At 36.5% G+C, this 17,006-nt stretch carries 21 protein-coding genes; 4 read left to right on the forward strand and 17 right to left on the reverse strand.

Annotated elements, in window-relative coordinates:
- On the forward strand, positions 1-208 hold a 208-nt coding region (locus ACJMLD_RS02215), incomplete at its 5' end, for a hypothetical protein (protein WP_405267559.1).
- A 49-nt stretch (positions 209-257) separates the two neighbouring features.
- On the opposite strand, the gene ACJMLD_RS02220 is transcribed toward ACJMLD_RS02215, so the two are convergent.
- From ACJMLD_RS02220 to ACJMLD_RS02285, 14 genes are all read right to left on the reverse strand, one after another.
- A complete protein-coding gene (locus ACJMLD_RS02220; protein WP_405267561.1) occupies positions 258-575 on the reverse strand; it encodes a hypothetical protein in 318 nt (105 codons plus the stop codon).
- A 376-nt stretch (positions 576-951) separates the two neighbouring features.
- Entirely contained in the window at positions 952-2,652 is a 1,701-nt protein-coding gene (locus ACJMLD_RS02225; protein WP_405267563.1) for a hypothetical protein, read from the reverse strand.
- Positions 2,653-2,667: 15 nt separating this feature from the next.
- On the reverse strand, positions 2,668-3,162 hold the full coding sequence (locus tag ACJMLD_RS02230) for a hypothetical protein (RefSeq protein WP_405267564.1): 495 nt from the start codon (positions 3,160-3,162) through the stop codon (positions 2,668-2,670).
- 32 nt (positions 3,163-3,194) lie between these two features.
- A complete protein-coding gene (locus ACJMLD_RS02235) occupies positions 3,195-3,752 on the reverse strand; it encodes a hypothetical protein (protein ID WP_405267566.1) in 558 nt (185 codons plus the stop codon).
- A 28-nt stretch (positions 3,753-3,780) separates the two neighbouring features.
- Entirely contained in the window at positions 3,781-3,915 is a 135-nt protein-coding gene (locus ACJMLD_RS02240; protein ID WP_296889642.1) for a hypothetical protein, read from the reverse strand.
- On the reverse strand, positions 3,908-4,132 hold the full coding sequence (locus ACJMLD_RS02245) for a hypothetical protein (protein ID WP_405267568.1): 225 nt from the start codon (positions 4,130-4,132) through the stop codon (positions 3,908-3,910). Before ACJMLD_RS02245 ends, ACJMLD_RS02240 begins: the two co-directional genes overlap by 8 nt.
- 1 nt (position 4,133) lies before the next feature.
- Entirely contained in the window at positions 4,134-4,451 is a 318-nt protein-coding gene (locus tag ACJMLD_RS02250) for a hypothetical protein (RefSeq protein WP_405267570.1), read from the reverse strand.
- A gap of 149 nt (positions 4,452-4,600) precedes the next feature.
- Positions 4,601-4,762: a hypothetical protein gene (locus tag ACJMLD_RS02255; RefSeq protein ID WP_296889650.1), complete on the reverse strand. Its 162-nt coding sequence runs from the start codon at positions 4,760-4,762 to the stop codon at positions 4,601-4,603.
- Positions 4,763-5,442: 680 nt separating this feature from the next.
- Positions 5,443-6,558, reverse strand: coding sequence for a site-specific integrase (locus ACJMLD_RS02260; RefSeq protein WP_405267572.1), 1,116 nt, complete (start codon positions 6,556-6,558; stop codon positions 5,443-5,445).
- 134 nt (positions 6,559-6,692) lie between these two features.
- Positions 6,693-7,352 carry a hypothetical protein gene (locus tag ACJMLD_RS02265; protein WP_405267574.1) on the reverse strand — a complete coding sequence of 220 codons (660 nt, stop codon included), beginning with the start codon at positions 7,350-7,352 and terminating at the stop codon, positions 6,693-6,695.
- A gap of 81 nt (positions 7,353-7,433) precedes the next feature.
- Complete coding sequence (locus ACJMLD_RS02270; RefSeq protein WP_405267576.1) at positions 7,434-8,114, reverse strand: 2Fe-2S iron-sulfur cluster-binding protein; 681 nt, start codon at positions 8,112-8,114, stop codon at positions 7,434-7,436.
- A gap of 11 nt (positions 8,115-8,125) precedes the next feature.
- Positions 8,126-9,703, reverse strand: a complete 1,578-nt coding sequence (locus ACJMLD_RS02275) for an FAD-dependent oxidoreductase (RefSeq protein ID WP_405267578.1) — start codon at positions 9,701-9,703, stop codon at positions 8,126-8,128.
- The gene (locus tag ACJMLD_RS02280; protein ID WP_405267580.1) at positions 9,700-10,242 is read right to left on the reverse strand and encodes a hypothetical protein; all 543 of its coding nucleotides are present in this window, start codon (positions 10,240-10,242) and stop codon (positions 9,700-9,702) included. The genes ACJMLD_RS02275 and ACJMLD_RS02280 overlap by 4 nt, the downstream gene beginning before the upstream one ends.
- 26 nt (positions 10,243-10,268) lie before the next feature.
- Positions 10,269-10,769, reverse strand: coding sequence for a CDP-alcohol phosphatidyltransferase family protein (locus ACJMLD_RS02285; protein WP_405267581.1), 501 nt, complete (start codon positions 10,767-10,769; stop codon positions 10,269-10,271).
- A 261-nt stretch (positions 10,770-11,030) separates the two neighbouring features.
- Here ACJMLD_RS02285 and ACJMLD_RS02290 point away from each other — a divergent pair, with 261 nt between their 5' ends.
- From ACJMLD_RS02290 to ACJMLD_RS02300, 3 genes are all read left to right on the forward strand, one after another.
- Complete coding sequence (locus tag ACJMLD_RS02290) at positions 11,031-12,416, forward strand: carbon starvation protein A (RefSeq protein ID WP_405267583.1); 1,386 nt, start codon at positions 11,031-11,033, stop codon at positions 12,414-12,416.
- Positions 12,417-12,539: 123 nt separating this feature from the next.
- Positions 12,540-12,689 carry a hypothetical protein gene (locus ACJMLD_RS02295; protein ID WP_405267585.1) on the forward strand — a complete coding sequence of 50 codons (150 nt, stop codon included), beginning with the start codon at positions 12,540-12,542 and terminating at the stop codon, positions 12,687-12,689.
- 369 nt (positions 12,690-13,058) lie between these two features.
- A complete protein-coding gene (locus tag ACJMLD_RS02300; protein WP_405267587.1) occupies positions 13,059-13,832 on the forward strand; it encodes a DUF389 domain-containing protein in 774 nt (257 codons plus the stop codon).
- 212 nt (positions 13,833-14,044) lie between these two features.
- On the opposite strand, the gene ACJMLD_RS02305 is transcribed toward ACJMLD_RS02300, so the two are convergent.
- The 3 genes from ACJMLD_RS02305 to cobQ all read right to left on the reverse strand — a co-directional run bounded on the left by ACJMLD_RS02305 (position 14,045) and on the right by cobQ (position 16,493).
- Positions 14,045-14,287: a hypothetical protein gene (locus ACJMLD_RS02305; protein WP_405267588.1), complete on the reverse strand. Its 243-nt coding sequence runs from the start codon at positions 14,285-14,287 to the stop codon at positions 14,045-14,047.
- A 105-nt stretch (positions 14,288-14,392) separates the two neighbouring features.
- Positions 14,393-14,965, reverse strand: a complete 573-nt coding sequence (locus ACJMLD_RS02310; protein ID WP_405267590.1) for a DUF6434 domain-containing protein — start codon at positions 14,963-14,965, stop codon at positions 14,393-14,395.
- A 1-nt stretch (position 14,966) separates the two neighbouring features.
- Complete coding sequence (gene cobQ / locus ACJMLD_RS02315) at positions 14,967-16,493, reverse strand: cobyric acid synthase CobQ (protein WP_405267592.1); 1,527 nt, start codon at positions 16,491-16,493, stop codon at positions 14,967-14,969.
- Between the last annotated feature and the right edge of the window lie 513 nt (positions 16,494-17,006).

A 17,006-nucleotide genomic window follows, 5' to 3' on the forward strand; every position in this document is an offset into this window, starting at 1 on the left:
TAACGATGAATTATCCTGTAAAAACAAACAAGGCACCGACATTGGTTGCGATAACTGCCAGGAAAATATTCATTTAAACTGTGATAATTTCAATGCAAAAAAAGATTTCTGCTTAAAATTCTTTAGAGATAACATAAGCGAGTTAAAAGAATGTCAAGAAAAAACTGTATTTAATGACAGTGACTTAAGCCGTAAATGGTCAAATTAAGTAGCAACAAGAGTTAATGTGGATGAGTGGTATTCCACATAATTAATAGCTATTGGCCTTTCAGTAATTTTTGTCTGCCTTTCCATATTAGCTGGCGCTGTCTTTTTCTTAATTCCTTGTATTCATAATACATCTGTGAAGTAACGTATCCATGCAGTCTTCTGAATTCATCTATTCTGACAATCTCTGCTTGAACAATAGATGATTCGCCTTCATGCCAGCAGTACCATGGATGATGGCAGGGTACATCACATTCTGAAGCCAGTCCTGTCTTACAGTTGTTGCAGTAGTCAACAAACCACATTTCTTCCTCTCTTTGAGTCTTTTCCTTCTTGGCTTCGATTATCTGCTGTCTTATAGACTTCATTTACATCACTTCAATAATTTTATAAAAACCATAAAAACTATTGAGAACTTTTTGAAAAGTTTTTATAAAAAACTACTCACGGTTCTCAAACGATAAAACGGGCAGTTATTATGGCTTTTTCATTATACATATTTTTATAAAAACTATTTTTTCAGGGGGTATGCGGGAGAACTTTTTGAAAGTTTGCTCCCGTCCATTTCCTGAAATCATGGTTTTTTTAATTTTTCGATTGTAAAAATCACCACCAAACTCAATGGATAATTATCCATTTCACCTAAAAACAATTTTAAACAATTTTCGTGAAAAAACTTTTTGAAAAGTTTTTATGAGTTTTCATGGTTTTTCCACTTTCAGGTTTTTTAGGTTTTTTGAGTTTTCATGGTTTTTTTGGTTTTCCCATCCATGGTGGTTTTTTAATCGTGCTGTCAAAGTTCATAATACTTAACCCCTCAATAAACTTATCTTCCTTCATAATGTCTAAAACCCATTCGCCAATCTCATAGCTGATGATTTCATATATTGAATCGTCCATGTGTTTTAAATCATAGTTGATGGATGCAACTTCACTTTTTGCCAAGTCATATACATTGGATCTGCCGGACTGGGTAGTTACCTGAAGAAATCCATGGTCTGCCAGTTCGTACATGTATTTTCTGACTGATGCCTTACTCAATTCAAGATTCTGAAGAGAGAAGTATTCATTGGTTGTAATTCCCATATCCAATACTTCCCTGTCCTTATTGATTCTCCAGTCATCGATATTGTTTCTGATGTCATTTAAAACCTCAACCGCTTTAGGAGCAAGGTTTGCAGATATGCTTTCCTTGTATGGTTTAAGCAAGCTCATGAACTGCTGAACATCTGCAATATTGGTTAAAATTACTTTCTTGCCGTCAATCTCATGGATTTCATGGTTATAGTAATTCAGAGCAGTTATGGTTTTCAGTATTCCGTTGAACTTGTCAAAATCCCTTTTATAGAAAGCTGAGTTCTTCAGAAAGTTTATGACAAAGTAAACATAAGGGTTTATGATTACAATGTCTTCAAAGACTTCTTTCAGATGCAATAGCATGTACGGCACCAGTTCAGCTTCCCTTTCATATTTCTTTAGAATCTTATAGCTTTTGCCGTGCTTGAATTCTAGTGCAGTGTTTCTGCGATTGAAGATATCTTTGTTGTCCATTCTTGGAGTAATGAATATGCTTCTGCTCATTTCCTGCTCATCGAAATTATGATTAGGTACTGTAGTGTAAGTTAAGCAAGGTCTTCCTTCAAGTTTTAAATCCTTGACTTCCCATCCTCCTTCGCCGTCAGGTATGCTCAACGGTTTGTTCAGAAAGCCGTCGGACTGAAGTTCCTTCATGAGGTTTTTGGACTCTTCCATAAACTCATGGTCATTATTTCCACCCATGTCACCGTAGTTGACAATCTTGCCGTCACAGAAATACCTATCCGTTTTTGCACGATTGAACAGGGCTGCTTCTGTGATTTTCTTTTCATTAACGATGAACCTTTTCGGAATCAATCTTAATGCAGTTTCCTGAATGTGTGACTTTCCGCTGCTTGCTTCACCCAGACATATTACAGATACTGGATTTCCAAGAACAACCTGTCCAGCATATACGGTGAATGCATACAATATATTGTTCCTTTCACCTGCAGTAAGCCATTCAATAACACTGCCGATATAAACCAAAGGACAGTGCAGTGACTGGAGTTTAGTGATAGCTTCCTTTAATTTGGTAGCATCTCTTTCCTGTTCTGCCTGAAGTTTGTCAGCTATTTCCTGTTCAATGACTGAAAGTTCATTTTCATAGTTGAGCTGCAATAGCTGTTTAACTTCTGAAAACTGGCGGTTGATTATCTTTGGCTCTAATTTTCCTTTGGGATCCATAATCTCTTTGTAGTGCTTTGCGACATTACTTTGAGAAGATAATGTAGCTGGAGATTTGTTTAGATACTCTCCAATCTTATTACCAAACTTATTTTTAAATACATATGTAACCTTATCAGGATTTTTGGGATTGATAATGAGGGTTATTGTATCTTTTGTGGGTAATTCAGCTACATTACTCATTGTTATTTGCTCCGTCTAGACCTGGACATCCCGTACGATGAAACTGTAGTATACGTAGGTTCCGGATTTTTCTTTGACCTGGATTGTCATTTCAGATAACCTGTTTACAAACTCACGGTATTCGGCAAGGTCAACATTTCTGACAACATTGGATTTGCCGACTGAACCTGCATTTTCCAGTTCAAGAATTGAAGTCAAGAAATCAAAGAGTACACTTCCTTTGCGGATGTTTTTGTGAAGGTCTCCATCATTTTTGAGGTTAACGTTTATTTCAACGTATAGCTGTTCGTCATCCTTGAAGATAAAGAGTTTGAATCTGTTAACGGTTTTTTCTTCACCGTCATAGTCGAAAGTGTATGATGTAACTGAAGACATTTGTGGTCTTCCGGTGATTAGGCTTCCGTCTTCAAAGTCTTTAAGTTCTGCTTTTTCATATCCTTCAGGGATTTCTACAATTTCTTCATAATCCAATTGTGTGCTTGTAAATATACTTTGTCTGTCATTACTCATTCTAACCTCTCCTAAATAATATTAAAGAGGATTTAGGAATCATCCTCTTTTAAAAATTTTGACTGGTTTTGTGTAACCATTTTTTCAGCGGTCATTTCTTCAGCACTAACTTCTCCAGCTCCTATCAGTTCTGCAATAGCCCTATTGGTCGCACGGGTTTTTGCAGTGGACATGATTGTGTGATCGGAAACTTTGTCTTTTCCTTTTTCACTTCTGGAGCATAGTGCATCTGATTCGACACTTCTGCCATTTGGAAGAGTGGCACGAACGCAGTAGTAGGCTTCACGTACCCTTCCCATTTTTGTTCTTTCAAGGTCACGGTCCACTATTTCAGTATCCACGTTAAATGCACGGGATAGCTTCTGCCATGCTGATTTCTTTTTGAAGTGTCTTTTCACGCTGACATAGTTGCCGTTTTCATCTTTCTCTTTGACTATGATTTCCTGATAGTCTGTTTCGTTCAACAGTCCTTTACAGAGTTTTTGATATGCGTCCCACTGTTCAATAGCCGTATCGACATCGGGAACGTTATCAACAACTTTCATTACCTCATTTTCCTGAGGATTTTCTATAAGTTCCGCTTTTACCATATTATCACCTTAAATATTATTGGAGGAGTTAGACTCCTCCTGTACTTGTTGCAATTCCAATCCATCCGATTATTATAGCAAATACCATGCTTCCAATAAAAACCAATTTAGGATTAATCTTCATCGGTTCCGGTTTCGGGTATAATCTTGCTGGTTTAGGCATATTGACCAAGTCTCCTGATGCAGATTTCAATAATTAAATTCAAGTTAATTATTTTAGTTCTTCCGCCTTTTTTACGGATTACTACTGTTTTATTGTCAGGGAATTTCAGTTCATCTGATTTCAATGCTACAGATTGAGGATTTTCATTTGCAGATATGAAAGCGATGAAATGTTTATCATCAAGGTTTCTTTGCATTTCAAGAATTGTCTCCTGCATATCAGTCATCTCCTTTGGTTTTCCTAAATCCAACTATGAAAGCTTCTCCTCTTATGAATTTGATTAGGCCAATGTCACCTGCCGCAGCATAATGAATCAAGCCCAACAGCTTTGAATGTATCATTGTCTGGTAGGCCTTTTTACCGCCATCTACAAGCACAATACCATTATCGTCAATGTAGAGGATTTCTTGTTCCATATCACCTTTGGCAACCTTAATCTCGCCCCTGTGGGTGAGGATGCCGTGGTAGTTGTCATCGAACTGATTGTGAGGGGCTATCTCAGCCACCTGTCTTTTGAATGGTGAATAGCTATTCATGCAATTCACCTGAATCCTTGATATAAATTAATACTGCCCATATGTCATCCCATACGTCTCTTGGGACTAAAACATGAGGCACTCCATTCACGTCTTGCTCTAACATATTAGTCTCCTTTAATATTTTTGATTTCATTTCAACCTCTAAGCTATTGATCCAGTTTCAGTATCTTGATTCTGTACATCTCAAAGAATTCCCTTTCATTTCTTATGTTTTCTGTTTCGGTTATCTCATCAATAGCTTCTTCAAGTGCCTGGAAGTTATTTGTAATAATTACTTCACCCATCCGGGGTTTTATTATACCGCACATATTTTTCATCTCCTTGTTTCCCATTGTATTACTGGGGTGTGCAAATTCAACGGTCTAAAACTCATCAGGGCCAGAAGTTTTTGAAAAACAAAAATAGTATTGGAGTAAAATCAACTTTCCGTTCTTTTCCCAATATTTAGAATAAAATAAGTTTTGCTTTGTTTAAATGTGAAAATATTTATATATTCCTTAAAATAAACTAGATATTGGGTTAAGTTTTGAAAAGTATTAATTTTTAACATGTTTGTCGACTTGCTAATCATTTTTATTTTTCTCACACTGACCCTTTAGGATTATATCAAAAATAATATTATAGCTCGTTGTTCAAATAACATTATTTTTTTATAATCCTTTTCTCATGATCTTTTTTTATTGCTTTTCTCGATATTTTACCTCCATATGTTGACTGTTTGCCATTACGGGGGAAAGTTGTACGGGAGTGAAAAATTGCTTTCACTTCGTAAAATTGTTCCCATCACATAATGGCAATTATACTTCTGTAAAAATGAATATATAAACATTTTGTTTTGTATTTTAGTAAATATTGTTTAAAAAATAGTTTAATTCAATATTGATTTGTTTATCCATAAAAATAAAACACCGATGTTTTTACAATTGGTGTTTAACAAAAAAAGTAAAGAATAGTGAAATGTATAAATTTCACTTTTTCAGTTAATAGATTATTTGCCTGCCTCAGGCATACGTGATATGATACTGGCCACATCATTTTCAAGTTTATGTATCTTGCTCTGATACACTTCATTTTCTTTTTCCAATTGCATAAACTCGGGAGATTTGATGGTTAACTTTTTAACATCAGTATTTATTGTAATGGCTGGCAAATGTTTAATGTATTCATATTTCAAGTCTTCGGGATTGGTCATAAAGTAAACTGAATCTGTTGAATTTTTGGCTTTTCCCTGCAGATCGTTAACCTTATCCAGACTCATGCGGTCATTATAAAGAGCGCTTGCATGAAATTTCCTCATCATGTGGCTTCTGAATCTTCCGTAGTTTCCAACTCTTCCAAGATTAAGGGTATCATTTATTTTTTGATAGTGATAAGTCAGACGCCTTTCACTTATTTTAAAAAGCGGACTTTCATCTGTTAATTCATCTTCCCTGGTTAAGAGATATGCATTGATAGCCCTAACCGCTTCAGGACTGCAATATGTAATGTAATATTTGTTTGTTTTTCTCCTTAACAACCTGAATGTAGGAATAATATCACCAGCATCAGTTAGATAATCAATTATATCATAAATGTCTCTTTTCCTGCGAGGAAGATATTCTGAAAGAGCATCAATATAATCTTTAATGGTCAGACCTAATGTTTCAGCTTTTGCACATCCGCTGGATGCTGAAAACAGAATTATTGCTTTCATTAAAGGTGGTGCTATTTTAAATGCTTCTCTGATTATCTCTTTATCAGGTAAATCCTTGAAATATATTGGTTGAGATTTTTTCACGGATTTTTGATTGATTCTAGGTAGTTTTCCCACTTCAATGTCATAGAATTTGTAGAAAAATTGGATGATTGTAATGTCTTTTTTTACAGTATTCCATGCGGAAGTTTCTAATAAATGATGTCTGTATTCAAGCAGTTTAGTTTTTAAACGGCTGTATTTCCATCTAACATTATTTCTTTCATCTTCCTCAGCTTCATCAAGAAGTTCCTGAAGGCTCATGCCATAATATTCGCTGTATTTCCTTAATGCATTACTATAGTTACGCTGTGTTCTCTCAGCGTGGTTGCAGTTTATCGCTAAATTTTTTAGTAGCTCGTTGTTCATCATACTTATCACCTATGTTATTCACATATAAAAAAAGTTGAGTGAGAGCATTTGATAAGTAAAATTTTTCAAAAAGTGATAAGTGGTACAACTATTTCATGAGTCATATTGATACGTAACAAAAATTAATTTGATATTTAACTATTGGATAGCAAGTCCCCAGTCATTTTTTCTATTGTGGATTCAACATTATTCCAATCGGTATTGTTGACATAATCATTTGCCATGGACTGCAAATCTCCGGTCATGTTTTCCACTGTGGAGATTGCATTATCCAAATCGGTATTATCCGGATAGACATTTTTGTACTGTACTGATTTGGCCATATGCAGTGCTATGTCCTTGTCGTTGCAGCAGATTATGATGTTGTCATGGGATGTTTCATTGGCTAGAGGAATGCAATAGAATTTGCCATTATAGTTTACCTTGATGATGTCAAACAAATGGATTTCCAATAGTTCATCGGCATTTATTACGTAACATGTGAATCCGTCAATGTTTTGCATTTCTCCAGTTTTTATTAGTTCATTAATTGCATTGAAACTTAATCCGGTTAATGCGCTGATTCCGCTGCCTTCGTGGCTGTTGTAGGTAATCAATGCTCCCTTGTCCCAATTCCAAATTTTAACGCCTTCAATATCGCCGCAAAATTTAGTCTGATTGGCCGGAACATCTATGCTTGTTCCGTTGGGTGTTATTTCAATTCTCTCATAATTCACGGAGTTTGTAAGCATTACTAAAATGGCACCGGCAATAATTAGAAGTAATATGCCAATAATAATTATTTTTTTGTCCATTGGTTATCTCCTCATAATATTAGTTAGTTATAAGTTGTTTTTAGCCACAATTTAACCAATTATCGCCTAAAAGTCTACAAATCATTTATAATTTTCTATTAGTTGCCAGAATCTCCACACGGATTTTCTGTTCATCTTGGAGATGGCTCTCTGTGTTGGAATTTTCATGGGACAGACATCTTCACAGGCCAATGATTTTACACAATGAGGGTAAAATTTTTCTTTATATTTGTTTTTCATATTCTTCAAATGATGTTTGTCGGTTTCCTGTAAAACCAGTTTGGATGAGGAAACTGCAACTTGCGTTCCGGCAAAATCTCCCATTTCATAGTTGGGGCATGCTTCGGTACAGCATCCGCACATCAAGCACATTGACATTTCATATTCAAAATCCAAATCGTTGGTGTTGGTTTCTGCATCACTTTCCAGCCATTGCTCACAGTCAATCATTGCTTCATGCAGAATAGACCTGTCCACTGTCAAGTCCTTTATCACCGGAAACTTGGATAAAGGTTCAATTGTTATCATGTCATTTTTTGTAACAGCCAATTCCTTATTTAGAAATGTTTTGCAGGCTAATTGAGGTTGGGCATTTATTACCATTGCACATGACCCGCATAATCCCTGAAGACAGCTGCAGGAGTATTCTATAGGATACTCCAATCTTTCAAGCAATGTTGTCACAGGAATATTCAAATCGCCATCATAGTCAAATAGCTGATATTCATCACCTATCTTTATTTTTACCTTAATTATGCTCATCTTTTCACCAACTATTTGAAATTAACATTGATTTTGCCATCATACGTTACGCATGTGGTTTTTTTATATTCGTCGCTGCTTTGAGGATACTCGATTCTCTGATGTGCTCCCCTACTTTCCTTTCTCTTCAATGCCGATAGAATGCATGCTTTTGCAAGCAATATCAATGACTCCAATTTAATGTAATCATAATAGCTGCCGCCAATATTAATGTCCAGTTCATCAAGCTTTGCCAGTGCTGTCCTTAAATCTTCTTCATTTCTGTATATTCCCATTGAACCGTTCATTATCTCCGCTAGCTTCTCTTCTGTTTCACTGCAATCTCTATCCGATTTTTCCCAATTGTTAAATGATTCAATCTCTTCGTCCAATTGGCTTGTGGAATCAGATGGAATGGATTTTGAAGCGGCATTTTCAGCAGCAATCCATCCTCCATGAACCGCTCCCAGAAGTGAATTTCCACCTAGCCTGTTTGCTCCATGATATTGGCATGAACACTCTCCGGCAGCATACAATCCTTCGATATTGGTCTTATGGTTTTCATCGGTCTTTATGCCGCCCATAAAGAAATGGACTCCAGGATAGACTGGAATCGCTTCGGATGTAGGATCCAAATCAATATAGGTTGTGCAGATTTCATAAACCTCATCCAGTTTTGTTTTTATCAGGTTTTCATCCAGATGACTCATGTCCAAATAAACTTGGTTTTCACCGGCATTAGATGCTTTAAAGATGCTTCTTGATACGACATCCCTCGGCATCAGCTCCGCCTTTTCAGGATACCATTCCTTCATGAAATACCATGGCTTTCCATCCCGAAGGGTGTAAAGGTTGCCTCCTTCGCCCCGTGCCGCTTCAGTTATCAACATTCTCTTGACCGGAGTCTTTACGGTGGTCGGATGATATTGTATCATTTCGAGATTGGCCAGTTCAACGCCCTGCATGAATAGTCTTGCTGTTGCAACTCCATCGTTTTGAACAGATCCGGAGGTTTTTCCGAATAGCTTGTTCAATCCGCCGCTGGCTATTATCACGCTGTCTGATGCAAATTCCCTAATCTCTGAAGTGTTTTCGTTGATGCAGATTACGCCGCAGCATTTGCCTTCATCCAACATCAATGATAAGAATCTCCATCCGATAAAGCGGGTGACACTGCCTTCAGCTTCCTTTTTTCTGCATTGATTGATCAATGTAGTTACAATCTGTTTTCCGGTTCTTGCACCGGCATAAGCAGTTCGCTTTTTCTTTTGGCCTCCGAAGTACCTTACATCAACATTTCCCTGTTCATCCCTTGTAAAGCTTGTTCCCATATCTGAAAGCCATTTTATGATGTCCGGCGCATCAGAAGTTAACCTGGTGACTGCCTCAACGTTATTTATTCCGCATCCGCCGTTCATGGTGTCTTGGAAATGCTCTTCTGTTGAATCGTTACTCCTTAGGGCGGCGTTTATTCCTCCCATTGCCATTACCGATTGTGAACGTTCTGAGTAGTCTGGAGATATCAGCTTTACATGTGCGCCCATATCAGAGGCTTTTATGGCTGCAGTCAAACCCGCAATTCCAGCACCTACAATAACTATTTCACTCATAGAAAACCCCCATAGAATGTCGCCTGTGCCAGGAAAATTATAATCAGAACAATGAATAATACTACGGTGATGTTATTTTTCACATTTTCATAATCGTCTTTTCCCTCTAAAAATCCAAATGAAACCAGCAATTTTGGAATTGATATTTGCAAATGAACAGCTATTGAGATGAACAACAGATTGTCTCCAATAATATGATATATGAACTGGCTGCTGTCCAGGGCATCTCCCAAGGAATAATTCAGAATATGCGCTATTGCAAATATGATGATGCAGATTCCGCTGACAAGCTGCTGTGTAGTATCTTTAGTTAATTTCGGATAGTTCTTTGATCTTCTTAATCTTTCTTTGATGTAGAGATATGCACTTATTATTATATGCAGTATCAGGGGATAGAATAGCCTTCGACCTGAGACTTTAAAGACGGGAGAATAACTTACCAGTCCAAAGAACAGCAGAGTATTCATTAGTGCATGGTATGCAAGCATCAACGCCACAATAATTATTAAAATGCCATTTATCTTTCTAAGGGAAATCATTTTTATCGACTGATATATCTGTTTTTTTAGTTATTTAATCCTTCCATATTTTTGATTCTTAAGAGCGAAGATGCAATTGCGCATGAGGTTATAAGGAGTGTCAATGCGGATATTATATTCTTTGAATCTATTAGTATTGCAATAAGTGGAAGGGCATAGAACATGTATGCAACAAATGTTCCGAACTTATCGTATTTTAGCCCGCCAGGTCCTGAAGTTGCGAAAAACTCAATCAGTTTCAATGTAATGATAAATAAAAACCAGAAGGGTATCAAATCAATGAGAACAAGCGACAATGTTGATAGGATTATAAATAGAAAATCACAAATAACATCAATTTTAGAACCATTGCTGGTTATCAAATCATATTTGCGGGTCAGATGGCCATCCAGGATATCGCTGATTATTGTCAATGCAAATATGAAGACCAGATAAATGGTATTGAAATCAAAAAGGACAAGATATAGGAATAATGCTCCGAAGAGTATTCTTGAAAGGGATAGTGTATTAATAATTGGTCTATTCATAATCATCGTTATCTAATTATATTATTCATGAGTAATGGGGCAATTGCATTGCATCAGCATGTTTAGCCTATTGATAGTATTTTTTGGTAAATGGATATATAAATTTTAAGCCGGTTAAACGAATTTAAATCTTCACGATTCCGTCTCCCACTATGGATTGAAGTGTTAATGATGATGTTTTTTTTTAACTGAAGTCGTGGAATCCATATCGGCAAAAATTATCAAAATTTTTTTATATTTTATATTGCTAAACTATAATTCATGTATAGTTTTATCATCTGCTTCATATTGCTGATTGCATCATACTTTGTCTATGGAAAAGCTCTTGAGAAAATAGTCGGTGTGGATGAAACTCTCGAAACGCCGGCATATAGATTGCAGGATGGTATTGACTATATACCGATGTCTCGAATCAAGAACTTTTTAGTTCATTTCTTAAATATTGCAGGCTTAGGACCTATTTTTGGAGCGATACAGGGGGCATTATTTGGTCCGGCAGCATTCTTATGGATAGTGTTCGGTACAATCTTCATTGGTGGGGTTCATGATTTCTTCTCAGGATTCATGTCCCTGCGGGATGACGGATTTACAATGCCTGATATTGTTTCAGAGTATCTTGGAACCAGACTTGAAAAATTTCTTGCGGTTCTCATGGTAATTACCGGAGTTCTTGTTTCAGCCACTTTTGCAAAAGGGGCTGCAGACTTGCTTAGCAACTTAACCCACATCCCTGTGCTTTTATGCATTACCGTAATTTTCATTTACTTTTTGGTTGCAACAGTATTTCCAGTCGATAAGATCATTGGAAGGGTGTATCCTATTTTCGGAGCATTGCTATTGATTATGGCAGTATTGATGATTGGTGGAGTAATAATAAATCCCGCATACACAATTCCGGAGTTTACGACACAGGGATTGTATTTGACCGACAAAAGCATTTTCCCATATCTCTTTGTTACTATTGCCTGTGGGGCCATTTCAGGTTTTCATGCATCGCAGTCTCCGATTGTTGCAAGATGCATGGAGAATGAAAACGATGCAAGACCAGTATTCTATGGGGCTATGGTTTTGGAAGGTCTGGTTGCACTTTGTTGGGCAGCCATTGCAATGGCGTTTTTCCATGGTCAGCCTCAGCTTGCGGCAATCTATAGTGCGGCGCCTGCAGTGGCAGTCAATGAAATGGCAACAGCATTGGTGGGGCCTGTCGGTTTGGTTTTAACCATCATTGGAGTGGTTATCTGTCCGATTACATCAGGCGATACTGCGCTTAGAAGTGCAAGGATAACAATTGCAGACGAATTCAAGCTTAATAACGAAAAAATAATTTCCAGGCTAAAATTGGCTGTGCCATTGTTTTTAGTATCATTCGGATTAACATTCATTGACTTTAGTTTGATTTGGAGATATTTTGCTTGGTCTCAATTGATAGTAGCTACAATAATATTATTTTCCGCAACTGTTTATCTAATTCAAAAGGAAAAGCCGTACATCGTTGGACTAGCTCCGGCAATCGTATGTACCCTAATTGCATTCGGGTATATCCTGCAAGCCCCTGAAGGTTTGGGATTGCCTTCAATGATCTCCAATATAATCTCAGTTATCTCAACGGTTGTAATCACTGCAATATTTCTTAAGAAATACAGATAGTAAATCAAAAACCCGACTGTAATCGGATGGCAAGGCATTGTTGGCATCAGTGCCATTGAATCATTTTTTTTCTTAACTTATTTATATTAAATGTAATAAATATGATACTAGGAGGTTAATGATATGCTTTTCTTCTTATTGAAAATAATTAATCTTTTAGTTATCGTTTCAATCTTAGGATTGATAATCAAAAGTATCGAAGTACACAGAAAAGTGATAATGGGATTAGTTATCGTAGCATTAATTTTAAGTATTTTAAGTTTCCTATTCTAATCCTTCAGGAATTAATGAAAACAGATGATTTAATGTCATTCTGCTGAATGGTTGCATGACATTAATTTCATACTATTTTTTTGCACTGTTAGCCTGTGCTATATTTCCCATGTTGCAGCTATAATCAATACCCTACATTTTTAACTTATTTTAATCGTCACAATCTTTAATTGTCCATTAATAACAAGAAGGGCATTGTGAAGATTTGATTCCTTTTAACTGACTTCATATTCAAATTGCATAAATGGAATAATCATATTACTTTAATTAATATTAAAATCAATTATTTAATAAGGAATAATAATTATCGAATTATTGAACCGAATATTTTTTGTGATTATGCGTTATGAAAGATAAGGAAATGACAATATGAGTATAAAGGAAGAACAAGAAACAATAAAGGAAAAAATCAAAAAGATGTTTTCATTATCAGAGGATTCCGCATCAAATGAGGAGATCCGTACACGCCTTCTGGATGGCGGAAAGGTCACCGGAACAAATATGTGTGTGCTGGTATGTGCAATGATAATCGCATCTGTCGGCCTCAACATGAGTTCAACTGCAGTGATTATCGGTGCGATGCTGATTTCACCCATAATGGGAAGCATTCTTGCTTCTGCATATGCAAGCGTGGCTGCAGACTATCCGCTGCTTCGCAAACATGCTCTCGGTTTCGTAGTGCAGATTGTAATCAGTGTTACCGCCGCGGCAATCTATTTCTTTTTCTCTCCGGTTAAAGAGCCAACAGTAGAATTGCTGGCAAGAACATCACCTACCTTTTTTGATGTGCTGATTGCCTTTTTCGGGGGACTTGCAGGAATCATCGGACAGACTAGAGAAGACAAAGCGAACACGGTTATCCCCGGTGTTGCAATTGCAACCGCCCTGATGCCGCCACTATGTACCTGCGGCTATTCGATTGCAAACGCCAGATGGGACATGCTCCTTGGAGCAGGATATCTGTTTATCATCAACACCTATTTCATTTTCCTCTCTGCGGGCATTATCATCAGTGTTTTGAAAATCCCGAAAATGAGGGAATTGACAGAAAAAGAATGGAAAAGACGCCGTTTCAGAATGTTTATTAATACAATCATCATTACATTGCCAAGCATAGCTGCGGTTTTTGTGATGATACAATAAGAGGAACAAAATCATTTGTCCAAAGGGTTTGAAATGAATGTTTTCATAAAATATTCCTTCAAACCAATGCTTGTTCCTTGTTACGGCGCAAAGACATGATTTTCAACATCAATCTCTCTAATATTAACAACACCGCCTCAAATGAAAGCAAAGAAAAATAGTTATTGATTATAAGCGGAAATAAATTCAAAAATAAAAAAAGAGTAGCAGAATTATTCTGCTGTAACTTCGGTAACAAAGGTCATGTTTTCAATGGTTTCAGTTTCACCAGGTTTAATAGTGTAGATTGGGGAACCGAGTAAGATTAATCCATTGCACACTTCTCTGATTTTGTTATCAGCTACTTCTTGCATATGGGTTCCTTCATAGTTAAATCCTGCGTCTGCATCACCTTCTAATGCGAATGAAATTACTTCACCAGATTTTTTGTTAGTTGCATTTACATTTAAAATCATTTTCTAAATCTCCAATAAATTCGATAATTATAATTATGTTGGTTTACATTTTTAAATAATGCGGTTTTGATTTGAAAATAGCATTCAATATTATTTAAAAAGCAGTTATTTTTTTAGGATTTCCAAATCAGATTTCTCATATCTGTTATGTCCTTTCATGCTTTTTTTATATTTCCAACATTCGATGGCTTCTTTTAAGGTCTTGTCGCAATTGTCCTCAAAGAAATCACGAATATATTGGTTGTATTGGAATTGCTTATCGATTTTGCTTTTTTCTTTTGAATTCTGGATTTCAAGGTATGCGTTAATTGCATCTTCATAGGTCTTATCGGGGTTCGCCTTCAGCCATTTTTGAAACTTCACTTTAAACTTGAAACTGTTGCCTATTTCCTTTTCAAAGAATTTACGTTTGCCTTCACTGCATCTGAAGTTCTCACCGATTTTTGATTCAAGTGTGATTTTTTCACTAGAATCGTTTTTGGAAATGCATTTGATCCTTTTGGAATTAAGCGATTTTCCCGTATCCAGAAAGTAGGCTATTCTTTCTTCCAGTTCGCCTTTGTTCCCGCTTGTTTTAAGTCCATTTTCTCGGCAGAATTCCTTAAGCTCTTCCTTTAAAAAATAGTACTCTTTGAAATCTTCGCTTTTCAAGTCTTTAGTGAGTTGGGGTCTTGTCATTTTAATCAAAAAGCAATTTGTCGATAATGTCCATGTCAAGGTTTTCCTCGACGATTTCGGCCAGTCTGTTTAGGGAATAATCCTTTTGGGTTTCGTAAGGGTCTTCACCATATCTGGCTTCAAGGCCTTTTTTGGTTCTGATATGATTTAAAAATTCTCTTCTGAAGTTGTAATTGTGGAATATCCCATGGAAGTATGTTGCAAATACATTGCCGTTGGATGCACCATCAATCAATCCATTATCGTTGTTTCCCTGGCCTTTTGTAACGTTTAAAAGGGCTGTTGAGTTCAGAAGGTCTGATGTTCCCTCATGGATTTCATAGCCGGTTACGCTTTCGCCGACAATATCCTTGAAGATTTCACCTGCAAGGCCTTCCAGATTATCGGGAATTGTTGCTTCGGATTGTGTAACGATTTTTCCGGCTCTTGAAAAGCTTGATTCGATATCCAATAATCCCAAACCTTCAATGGTTCCATGCTTGGACTCGCGTTTGTCTTCATCATGAATCACGTTTCCAAGAATTTGAAGTCCGCCGCAGATTCCGACGATTGGGATTTCACTGGCCTTTTCAATAATTTTGTCCGCAAGTCCGCTTTCGCGAAGGGCAAACATGTCCTCCGTTGAGTTACGGGTTCCCGGAATCAGGATGGCATCAACATCGCCGATTTCGTCATTGATTCCAATCATCTTGAGGGCAACGTCATCTTCGTATTCGAAGGGATCTATGTCTGTGAAATTGGCTATTTTTGGAAGGCGTATGACGCCGATTGTAATGTCCTTGTCTTCTGCAAATTCATGTGTGGTCAGTGATGCTGAGTCCTCTTCAGGCAATCTTAAGGTTTCATCATACGGCAGAACCCCCAAAACGGGCTCGCCGGTTATCTCTTCAATCCTATCCAGACCCGGCTTCAGGATATCAAGGTTGCCCCTGAACTTGTTGATGACGGTCGCCTTCAGGCGGGACCTGTCATAATCGTCAAGCAATACATATGTTCCTGCAATTGCGGCAAACACTCCTCCCATTTCAATATCGGCTATTAAGATAACATTTGCATCTGCAAGGTGGGCTATTTCCATGTTTGCAATGTCCTGGTCGCGCATATTGATTTCGGCAGGTGAGCCTGCACCTTCAATGATTATGATGTCATATTTATCGGATAAAATCTTGAAGCTCTCTTTTATTGCATTGAAAGCGGTATCATGGTATTTGTGCTGGTAGTCGTAAAAGTTCATGTCTCCGATTGACTTTCCTTGGATAATCACGTTTGATGTGAAATCCCCTTTTGGCTTGAGCAATATAGGATTCATATGCACGCTCGGTTCAATCATTGCCGCTTCGGCCTGCAGCATTTGGGCGATTCCAATTTCACCGTTCTCTTTTGTAGTGTAGGAATTTAGGGACATGTTCTGTGATTTAAAAGGAGCTACGTTATATCCCCTGTTTTTATAGATTCTACATAAAGCTGCTACAAGCATGCTTTTTCCAGCGTTTGATGATGTTCCTTGAACCATGATACATTTTGTCATGATAAGATATATTCAACTACTATTATAAATAATTTAAAAATGAGTTGAATTTAACCAAATTTGAAGTATGGATTCAATATAATATCATTTTATTTGGGGTTTTAAATAAATTCCAATATTATTTAAAAAATGACTGATGGATATATTGCCATACAAACAAATTCGATTAACAAAATTTAATTATTGAAAATTAATTTTGTAATACTTTTTATGTTGATTTCTGTATATAATATTATCTATTATTAAGTTTGCATTTATTTTTTATCAATAAATTTTTGAATTTCCATTATTTTTAAAAATAAAAGTTTATACATTAAATTTTATTTTGTTGATATGAATTTACAGTAATATTGAAAATTGATTTTTCAGGCAATTTTTCAATCAGACTTAAAAATTGTTTTAGTAACTTTTATTTACTAAAATAGAAAAGTTTTTATATATAGTGAGTTTAAATAATATTTAAATAGTATATAGAACTTAATTTTTTAATGATGAATTTATTTAGAGAAGTGA

Source organism: Methanobrevibacter sp., from assembly GCF_045112895.1.
GTDB lineage: Archaea > Methanobacteriota > Methanobacteria > Methanobacteriales > Methanobacteriaceae > Methanocatella.

Coding starts and splice junctions, on each gene's coding strand:
- ACJMLD_RS02220 (WP_405267561.1), bottom strand. CDS start 575: ATGAAGTCTATAAGACAGCAGATAATCGAAGCCAAGAAGGAAAAGACT.
- ACJMLD_RS02225 (WP_405267563.1), bottom strand. CDS start 2,652: ATGAGTAATGTAGCTGAATTACCCACAAAAGATACAATAACCCTCATT.
- ACJMLD_RS02230 (WP_405267564.1), bottom strand. CDS start 3,162: ATGAGTAATGACAGACAAAGTATATTTACAAGCACACAATTGGATTAT.
- ACJMLD_RS02235 (WP_405267566.1), bottom strand. CDS start 3,752: ATGGTAAAAGCGGAACTTATAGAAAATCCTCAGGAAAATGAGGTAATG.
- ACJMLD_RS02240 (WP_296889642.1), bottom strand. CDS start 3,915: ATGCCTAAACCAGCAAGATTATACCCGAAACCGGAACCGATGAAGATT.
- ACJMLD_RS02245 (WP_405267568.1), bottom strand. CDS start 4,132: ATGCAGGAGACAATTCTTGAAATGCAAAGAAACCTTGATGATAAACAT.
- ACJMLD_RS02250 (WP_405267570.1), bottom strand. CDS start 4,451: ATGAATAGCTATTCACCATTCAAAAGACAGGTGGCTGAGATAGCCCCT.
- ACJMLD_RS02255 (WP_296889650.1), bottom strand. CDS start 4,762: ATGTGCGGTATAATAAAACCCCGGATGGGTGAAGTAATTATTACAAAT.
- ACJMLD_RS02260 (WP_405267572.1), bottom strand. CDS start 6,558: ATGATGAACAACGAGCTACTAAAAAATTTAGCGATAAACTGCAACCAC.
- ACJMLD_RS02265 (WP_405267574.1), bottom strand. CDS start 7,352: ATGGACAAAAAAATAATTATTATTGGCATATTACTTCTAATTATTGCC.
- ACJMLD_RS02270 (WP_405267576.1), bottom strand. CDS start 8,114: ATGAGCATAATTAAGGTAAAAATAAAGATAGGTGATGAATATCAGCTA.
- ACJMLD_RS02275 (WP_405267578.1), bottom strand. CDS start 9,703: ATGAGTGAAATAGTTATTGTAGGTGCTGGAATTGCGGGTTTGACTGCA.
- ACJMLD_RS02280 (WP_405267580.1), bottom strand. CDS start 10,242: ATGATTTCCCTTAGAAAGATAAATGGCATTTTAATAATTATTGTGGCG.
- ACJMLD_RS02285 (WP_405267581.1), bottom strand. CDS start 10,769: ATGAATAGACCAATTATTAATACACTATCCCTTTCAAGAATACTCTTC.
- ACJMLD_RS02290 (WP_405267583.1), top strand. CDS start 11,031: ATGTATAGTTTTATCATCTGCTTCATATTGCTGATTGCATCATACTTT.
- ACJMLD_RS02295 (WP_405267585.1), top strand. CDS start 12,540: ATGCTTTTCTTCTTATTGAAAATAATTAATCTTTTAGTTATCGTTTCA.
- ACJMLD_RS02300 (WP_405267587.1), top strand. CDS start 13,059: ATGAGTATAAAGGAAGAACAAGAAACAATAAAGGAAAAAATCAAAAAG.
- ACJMLD_RS02305 (WP_405267588.1), bottom strand. CDS start 14,287: ATGATTTTAAATGTAAATGCAACTAACAAAAAATCTGGTGAAGTAATT.
- ACJMLD_RS02310 (WP_405267590.1), bottom strand. CDS start 14,965: ATGACAAGACCCCAACTCACTAAAGACTTGAAAAGCGAAGATTTCAAA.
- cobQ (WP_405267592.1), bottom strand. CDS start 16,493: ATGACAAAATGTATCATGGTTCAAGGAACATCATCAAACGCTGGAAAA.